Genomic DNA, 8661 nt, shown 5'->3' with positions numbered 1-8661 from the left:
CTCAAGAATGCGTGAGTTTTCATAGCGTCCATTTAATAGATGGGCGAGCGCAAAATTAGCCATATCTGTAGCAGTTGTTTGCATAGATGCAGCAGGGGCAATATTTAGGTACAAGTACGGAACAGATTTAAAAGAACCATTGCGATATTGATAGCCTATCGCTAGATCGTTTGCTAAAGGTGGAGGTGGTGGCTGAAGGAAACTGCTGCGTCGCATTTCCAGTGGTTGAAAAATGTTTTGCTCGATATATTGAGAGAAAGGAACACCAGAAATCTTTTCTACCAAATAGCCCAACAGAGCTGTAGTATGGCTGGAGTAACTGTATAGTTTGCTAGGATGCCAAACAATCGGAGGCATATAATCAACTAAGTATTCCCCCAATGCCTGATAACTTTGGGGCACTTTGCCTTGAGAAAAGGAATCCAAGATCAAAGCGATCGCAAAATGCCGTGTCGGGCATTATAAATCCAAGTAGGTACAGAACCATATTGAGGAATTACAATCTGTTTTCCGTGGGTAGTGTTGCAAAAATCAGAAGCTAGTTAAAAGTAGTATTGAGTTACTGTATGTTGTGACTATTTGATGAAATAAAAAATGTAGAACGAGACGATGTATTAGGTCAAATTAAGTTTATTCATTCTTTATTTGGAGTTGCTGTCTAATAAAAAGGATGAAATACCATATTTTTAGTTATTCTTTGCTTGAGAGCTTTTTTTTTCTTTTTGCAACACTACCGTTATTAGATAGTTTCTGACTTCATATTCAAGTTTTACGAGACAAAATCGTTAACTTCTGACTCTTGACTTATTGCGTATGGAAGCTCAACGGGAGAAACCCCAGTAATATGCGGAGCGGTATCCTTTAGGACGGCTTCAGTTACCCAGTTTTAAAGGACGACGCGGAGCTAGTCCTAAAGGATAAGCTTCGCAAATGTGACCGAAGGGCGGAGTGCGGTTTATCCGTGAATCCGTGATTGGCTTTAGTATAAGCTCCGCGTCCGCTGCTTCGCTTTTCGCGCTTTTGACCAACGGTCCGTGCCGTCTCCGTCGTTTTATATGCCCGTGCATGACTAGCCCTAAAGGATTAGCTCCTTACGTCGCGTCCTTCGCGTGACGCGCTAGCCTATCCGAAGGTGTACCCTTTAGGGAATCCTTTAGGACGCGGAGCGGTATCCTTTAGGACGGCGGAGTAATCTGTGACTTCTGACTTTTGACTTCAATTAAGTTTCTTCGATCGCATCCCAAGCCGCTTCACATTCTTGCTCTATTTCTGCTTGTAAATCGGCAGCTACGCGATTGTGTAAAAGAGTTTCATTAATTTTTGAAGATAGGTTGTTAGCAGCAGTTGGCCGTGACATATTCGATTTCATGATTAAATCAGTTGTAGAAATCATCCCTAAAAGCTGTTTTTGAATGACGGGCGCTCTGGCGATTCCTGTTTCGGCAAATAGCCGTGCTACATTTTTCAAATCCAAATCGGGATTAACTACAATACAGGGCTTGGTCATAATTTGATAGACCATAATCGAATTAGGATCTTGATCTTGGCTAGCTACTTTATAAATAATGTCTGTTTCGGTCACAATTCCGTAAGCGCCATCTTCACTGGGTTCAACAATTAAAGAACGTACTTTTTTGTCCTGCATCAGGGCGATCGCCTCAGCTACGGTAGCTAAACTATCAATCGTACATACTTTGGTGGTCATGATGTCTGCTGCTTTCATCATTTCATTTCTCCCTTAGACTTCAACTACCCAAAACCGAAAGGAAATATGGGCATTAATCCAGAAATTCCTTTCACTTAATTAATAAATCAGCAACTTGAGAAACTTGTGAGGAACAGAAGCTTAATTAAGGTTATATTCCTGCATTCATGCCGTTTTACTTATCAAATAGTTGCAAACTGCTTCTGATCGAGATAAAAACTGATAAAACATAAAGTATAGACCAATCAAAATAAGAGGCAAATAATTATGGATAACGTCTCTAAGAGATTTATGACTGACCAAGACTGGATCGACCAAGGTAAAGCCGATGCTTGGGCAGGGAAACCCAAACAGCCCCCAGAACACGATCCTCAAGCAGCCAGTATGTACGACTTAGGTTACTGTGAAGGATAAATCGAGCGATCGCCAATTAAATCGAAAATTGCTACAGATAAAAAAATCAACCGCTCATGACTGTTAATGCTCAATGTTCAAGGCTCAATTTCTTAAGTGTTAGACTAGCTTAAGTTAAACAACTCATAACCAATGTTCGAGCTACAACAAGGGAATCCACTATCATATCTTAAGCAGTTTAGTCCTACTCATCGATTTGGTAAGGTTGCAGAAGCAACTATTGATAGTACCCATCCTAGTCCAACAATTTTAAATCAAAATTCCATTAAGGTTTTGAGTTGGAATATCGCTAAAAATAATCAGGATCGCACTTGGAGTAAAGATTTTTTAGCCATAGTCGAGCAACATCAACCAGACAAAATTTTTCTTCAGGAAGTTCGACTTTGTGCCATTGAACAACAAATTCCCGAACTGGCATCAATGGGGTGGAGTTTTGCGCCCAATTTAATTGATACTTTGGATAATACTTACTCTGGGGTGTTAACCGCAACTAAAAGCGATCGCCTTAATAGTATTGCTAAAATTACTCAGCACCAAGAACCCGTTACCCGAACGCCAAAAGTTTCTCTATTTGTGGAATATTCTTTGGGCAGCGATCGCGATACTCTTTTAACAGTCAATACTCACTTAATTAACTTCGTTGAAACCAGCAAATTTCAGACACAGCTAAAGGAAATAGAAGCAATCATTTCTCAACATAAAGGAGCAGTAATTTTCTCTGGGGATTTCAATACTTGGAATCGTTCGCGCTGGCTAATTCTCTTAGAAATGACGGCGAAACTAGGCTTGACTCCTGCCTCTTTTCCACTGGTTGAAGCTCTGAAAATCAAACGCTTTCTGCTTTCTCCACCCCTAGATTACATTTTTTATCGAGGATTTAAACAAAAAACTGCTAATGCCAAAGTAATAGACACTTTTTTCTCTTCGGATCATAATCCGCTAATAGTAGAGCTTTACGTTTAACACTTTAACTTCTTTAATTAAACCAGTTTTATATGCTGTTAGGGATTAATCTTGTCTCAATCTTTAGCATAGCGACAATTATCGTACACGGCATTGGAGTTCTCACTGCTGCCCATGCAGTGATGGTAGTACGCTCGTCTCGTGGCGCGATCGCCTGGGGCATATCCTTAATTACTTTTCCCTGGGTGGCTATTCCTTTGTATTGGATTTTAGGCAAGAATGAATTTCAGGAATATGCCCAAGCTTTACAAACCGCTTATTTAGAAAAACATAACCTGGTTAGTCAAGCATACGATGCAATCTTGGAACACAAGGCCGTACTTCCAGCTAAATTTTCTACCATTGAAAAACTGACAGATGTTTTTACCCCGCTTCCATTTACTACTGGCAACCAGATAGAATTATTAATTGATGGTCAGCAAACCTACAAAGCAATGTTAGAAGCGATCGCGCAAGCTCAGGACTATATTTTGCTGCAATCATATATTATCAACAACGATCGCACAGGTAACGAGTTTAAACAGGCTTTAATCGAGCGAGCTAACCGAGGAGTCAAAATAAGTCTACTCTACGACAAAATTGGCTCCCGAAAACTCCCGCGTAACTACCTTAAATCCCTGCGCAAGCATGGTATCAAAGTCAGTGGCTTTGGCAGCACCAGAAGAAAAGGCAACCGCTTTAGAATCAACTTTCGCAACCATCGTAAAATTCTAATTATTGATGGAAAAGTCGCTTTTATGGGTGGCTTAAACATTGGTGATGAGCATCTAGGCAAAAATCCTCATTTGGGCTCGTGGCGAGATACCCATCTTAAGATTCGCGGTGCTGCGGTTCAATGTTTACAGAGTGTTTTTCTCGGAGATTGGTATTGGGTTACCAGAGAAATTCCTCAAGTTTCTTGGCAGGTACAAGCAGCACAATACAATCAGACAGCATTAATTCTAGCAACAGGCCCCGCCGATAAACTGCGTAACTGTAATTTATTTTTTCTCAGTTTGATCGAGCGCTCGCAAAGCCGAATCTGGATTGCTAGCCCTTACTTTGTTCCTAACAGCTCTATTCTTAATGCACTCAAGCTGGCTACCCTACGTGGTGTAGATGTGCGAATTATCTTGCCCAATCGCCCCGATCATCTGAGCGTATATTTTTGTTCTTTTTCTTACTATACAGAGCTTCAAGCTGTAGGAATCAAGCTATATCGCTATCGCTCTGGATTTATGCACCAAAAAGTTATCCTCATCGATCATGACATTGCAGGAGTCGGTACAGTTAATCTTGATAATCGCTCATTCTTTTTAAATTTTGAAGTAATGACTTTTGCTATTGATAACTACTTTATTGAAAGCGTTACCCAAATGCTGGAAAAAGACTTAAATGTTTCTCGTCTGGTCAATCTCGATCATTATCAGAAAAAACCTTTCTGGTTTAAGTTAACTGCAAGAGTATCTCGTCTACTAGCACCAATATTGTAAAGACTAATAACTAATAGCTATTAACTTTTATATCATCTCTCAAAAGTAATAAGAGACTTGGTAGAGACTTGGTAGGTTGGTTAGAACAAAGCGTGAAACCCAACAAAGCCTTTTATTGAAGAGCGCAGTAAAATAGAAACATTTAACTAAAACCAAGGAGCAAGAATAATGACAGAATTATTAGAGCAAAAATGTGTCCCCTGCACGGGAAATTTACCGACTGCTACAGAAGAAGAAATCAATATTTACAAAACTCAAATACCCGACTGGAACATTATTAGCGAAGATGGTGAATTGCATTTGCAAAAAGTTTACCAGTTTTGCGATTTCCAAAGCGCATTAGCTTTTACTAATCTTGTCGGAGATGTAGCCGAAGCAGAAGGCCATCACCCCGCTTTACTTACTGAATGGGGAAAAGTAACTGTTAGTTGGTGGACTCATGCCATCAAAGGACTTCATCATAATGATTTTATTATGGCAGCCAAAAGCGATCTTCTGTTCCAAGACCTGACAACTGTTTAGAAACTCGCACTTGTTTGACTGCAAAACCTTGAAGTATTGGTCGATGCAAGTTAAAACTGACGTAGAAAACGTAGGTCACTATTATATAAACGACGAATATCATCAATCTGATGCAATACCATCGCAAATCTTTCTACGCCAAAGCCTGCTGCAAAGCCTGTATACACTTCTGGATCGTAACCGACGGCTTTAAGTACATTAGGGTCAACCATACCGCAACCCATAACTTCTAGCCATTTGTTTTGCCACTGCACGTCTACCTCTGCCGAAGGTTCGGTAAAAGGAAAATAACTAGTGCGAAACTGTACGGGAAGCTCTGAACCAAACATCCGCTGTAAAAACTCTTTGATTGTACCTTTGAGGTCGGTAAATTTTATACCTTTATCAATGGCTAATATTTCTACCTGATGAAACACTGCTGAGTGAGTAGCATCCACTGTATCCCGACGATAAACTCGACCAGGAGCAATAATTCTCATGGGTGGTTGATGATTTTCCATGTAGCGAATTTGTACCGAGGAGGTATGGGTACGTAATAAATTTCCTCCTGGTAAATAAAACGTATCCTGCATATCTCTAGCAGGATGATCGGGGGGCGTGTTAAGAGCTTCAAAATTATAGTAATCTGTCTCTATTTGAGGACCCGTTGCCACGGTATAACCCAAACCAACAAAGATATCTAAAACGCGATCTACTACGCCGTTGAGAGGATGCACTCGACCCAAAGGACGATAAACTCCAGGCATAGTAACATCTAAGCTTTCAGCTTGAATCTGTGCCGCAATCTGCGCCTGTTGTAAACTTTGTTTGCGCTGCTCAATGCTTGTCTGAACTTCTTCTTTAACCACATTAGCCAAAGAGCCAACCGCAGGACGCTCTTCTGGGGATAATTTGCCCATACCCCGCAATATTTGAGATACTTGACCCTTTTTGCCCAGATATTTGACTCTTAGCTGTTCTAGGTCTTCTAGGCTATTAGTTGAGGCGATCGCACTTACGGCGACTGTATTTAATTCTTTTAGTTGTTCTTGGATAGAAGTCATTCAGGATAATTGGCAATTTTCAAGGTAGGCGCGCGATCGATCAAGAAATACTCTTACTCTACTAACGGTAATTATTTTCACAGTACTCAGCTCATAATAATATACCGAATCTGCCCTAAAATTGCGGAAGCCATAGTTATTCCTTTGTACATTCCACTCTTGCCTGAGATTTAACATCACCTTATAAAAAGATTATGATCGCGGCCACCCCATAAGCAACAGTTTTATATTGGCATTGGCTCAGTTAAAGACTTATAGCAACTCAACTGAACAACACTTTAAAGACTACTAGAATTAAGGCTTTCTTCCTCTCCCGAAGTTTGAGGTAGATGTAAGCCACACTCTTGCTTTAAACCGCGAAAACGAGTATTTCTAGCATCACTATCATCGGCTGTCAGAGGTCGACTAGAATGCCAGTCTCCCACAGAGACATAACCTAGATCGAAGAATGGGTGATAGGGTAAATCGTAAGCAGTAAGATATTTATAAATATCTCTGGCATTCCAATCAAGTATGGGATAAATCTTATACAGAGCGTTCTGGCGATCGATTCTACGCAAATTTTGGCGATGTTCGGTTTGATCGCGACGTAGCCCAGCTAGCCAAGCAGTAGTCTGCAACTCTTTTAGTGCGCGCTGCATGGGTTCTACTTTACGAATTTGATCGTAGCGATTAAAAGCTTCCACATCATTCTGTTCCCAAAGTTTACCGTATAATGCCTCCATGCGGGCAGGAGACATCGGCGATTGATAAACTTTCAGATTAAGCTCAAGCCTTGTAGTGAGCTTTTCGGCAAACCTATAGGTTTCGGCTGGTAGATATCCAGTATCGACCCAGATTATAGGAGTCTTAGGAGCAATTCTAGTGACTAAATGTAGCATCACTGCTGCCTGGATACCAAAGCTGGTACTCATAACCAAACCGTCACCAAAGGTTTCAGCACTCCATTCAACAAGTGATGACGCTTCTGCATTTTCCAATTGTTGATTAACTTTAAATAGGTCGAGGTTGGGTACTTTAAAGGTGGCAGAGATCATTGACTTAAATTCTCTAGACTTTATGGATGGTTAGTTACAAGTTTTAAAGTAACTAATTAGATAGCTAGTTGGCACGAACGCGAACTGATTAGACTTATTATGCCAGACCTAATTATTTCATGTCGTTGTTCTTAATAACAATTGCTGGCGATCGCTAATGAGTAACTAGTAATCAACTAAAATATTCTCTGAGAAGTTCATCAAGTAAACTAGGCTTATAGATCGGCGTAAAAAATGACCAACTAAGAGGTTCAAGATATGGTTGCAACTACAGGAATCAGCACGGGAAACCGCATAAACGATCGCTATCGGATTAAAACTAAACAGCTTGATATGCCTCCTCGTCTATTATTGGGACCTGGACCAGCTAACGTCAATCCCCGAGTTTTGGCTGCAACTAGCGTCAGCCCTGTAGGACATCTCGACCCTACTTATTTAGCCTTGATGGATGAGATCCGAGATCTGCTGCGCTATGCTTGGCAAACCGAAAATGAACTTACTATTGCCGTTGCGGGTACAGGAACAGCGGCGATGGAAGCTACCCTTGCCAATACAGTCGAACCTGGAGATGTGGTTTTAGTTGGTGTTAAAGGTTACTTTGGTAATCGCTTGGTAGATATGGCGGGGCGATATGGTGGAGATGTCCGCACCATGACTAAACCTTGGGGACAGGTGTTTTCCTTGGATGAAATTAAAACCAACCTAGAAACCCATAAGCCAGCAATTCTGGCTTTAGTTCATGCCGAAACTTCTACAGGCGCACGTCAACCATTGGAGGGAGTGGCAGATTTGTGCCATAAACATAATTGTTTGTTATTGGTAGACACTGTTACTAGCCTTGGTGGTGTCCCCCTATATATTGACGACTGGGGTATCGATCTAGCTTATAGCTGTAGTCAAAAGGGTTTAGGTTGTCCTCCTGGGGCATCTCCTTTTACCATGAGCAGTCGCGCGGTGGAAAAGCTACATAACCGTGCTAAACCTGTACCCAACTGGTATTTGGATATGTCATTGTTGGCAAAATATTGGGGCGAACAACGAGTTTATCACCACACCGCCCCAATTAATACCAATTATGGTTTGCGGGAGTCTTTACGGATAGTAGCCGAAGAAGGATTAGAGCAACGTTGGCAACGTCATCAACGGAATGCTGAAATGTTATGGTCTGGTTTGACCGAACTTGGTTTAACTTGTCATGTAGACGAAGAGTTGCGCTTGCCTACCCTGACTACGGTAAGAATTCCCGATGGAGTTGATGGTAAAGCGATCGCCAAAAAACTGCTAACGGAATACAATATTGAAATTGCTGGCGGGTTGGGAGAACTAGGCGGGAAAGTCTGGCGCATTGGCTTGATGGGTTACAACAGTCGTCCCGAAAATGTGCTATTGCTGCTTAATGCGTTAGAAAAAGTTCTAAAATCTTAATTTCAAAGCGATCGCTTTGAATTATAGTACTCGAAGCAAAGGTTAAGACACGTCGCTCAAAAGCTAATGGCTAATGGCTA

Annotated in this window: 9 protein-coding genes; 5 read left to right on the top strand and 4 right to left on the bottom strand. The window is 41.2% G+C overall.

Annotated features, from left to right (window positions below; all coding sequences use genetic code 11):
* Positions 1-402 (bottom strand): serine hydrolase (locus V6C71_22810; GenBank protein HEY9771291.1); only part of this gene is annotated, 402 nt, incomplete at its 3' end.
* Positions 403-1219: 817 nt separating this feature from the next.
* Positions 1220-1726, bottom strand: a complete 507-nt coding sequence (locus V6C71_22805) for a CBS domain-containing protein (protein HEY9771290.1) — start codon at positions 1724-1726, stop codon at positions 1220-1222.
* A 246-nt stretch (positions 1727-1972) separates the two neighbouring features.
* Between V6C71_22805 and V6C71_22800 the strand changes: the two genes are divergently transcribed.
* From V6C71_22800 to V6C71_22785, 4 genes are all read left to right on the top strand, one after another.
* Complete coding sequence (locus V6C71_22800) at positions 1973-2119, top strand: hypothetical protein (protein HEY9771289.1); 147 nt, start codon at positions 1973-1975, stop codon at positions 2117-2119.
* 132 nt (positions 2120-2251) lie between these two features.
* Positions 2252-3082, top strand: coding sequence for an endonuclease/exonuclease/phosphatase family protein (locus tag V6C71_22795; protein HEY9771288.1), 831 nt, complete (start codon positions 2252-2254; stop codon positions 3080-3082).
* Between the two features lie 32 nt (positions 3083-3114).
* Positions 3115-4554: a cardiolipin synthase gene (gene cls / locus V6C71_22790; GenBank protein HEY9771287.1), complete on the top strand. Its 1440-nt coding sequence runs from the start codon at positions 3115-3117 to the stop codon at positions 4552-4554.
* Between the two features lie 168 nt (positions 4555-4722).
* Positions 4723-5076: a 4a-hydroxytetrahydrobiopterin dehydratase gene (locus V6C71_22785; protein ID HEY9771286.1), complete on the top strand. Its 354-nt coding sequence runs from the start codon at positions 4723-4725 to the stop codon at positions 5074-5076.
* A gap of 50 nt (positions 5077-5126) precedes the next feature.
* Here the strand turns inward: V6C71_22785 and pheS are convergent, their stop codons facing one another.
* Positions 5127-6119, bottom strand: a complete 993-nt coding sequence (gene pheS, locus V6C71_22780) for a phenylalanine--tRNA ligase subunit alpha (GenBank protein ID HEY9771285.1) — start codon at positions 6117-6119, stop codon at positions 5127-5129.
* 278 nt (positions 6120-6397) lie between these two features.
* Positions 6398-7156 (bottom strand): phosphoadenosine phosphosulfate reductase, encoded by a 759-nt coding sequence (cysH, locus tag V6C71_22775; protein HEY9771284.1) that lies wholly within the window; start codon positions 7154-7156, stop codon positions 6398-6400.
* Positions 7157-7414: 258 nt separating this feature from the next.
* Between cysH and V6C71_22770 the strand changes: the two genes are divergently transcribed.
* Positions 7415-8581 carry an alanine--glyoxylate aminotransferase family protein gene (locus tag V6C71_22770; protein ID HEY9771283.1) on the top strand — a complete coding sequence of 389 codons (1167 nt, stop codon included), beginning with the start codon at positions 7415-7417 and terminating at the stop codon, positions 8579-8581.
* The last annotated feature ends 80 nt before the right edge of the window (positions 8582-8661 follow it).

This window comes from Coleofasciculaceae cyanobacterium, from assembly GCA_036703275.1.
Taxonomy (GTDB): Bacteria; Cyanobacteriota; Cyanobacteriia; order Cyanobacteriales; family Xenococcaceae; genus Waterburya.
Note: the sequence above shows the minus strand (reverse complement) of the source record. Positions and strands in the feature narration are given on the sequence as shown.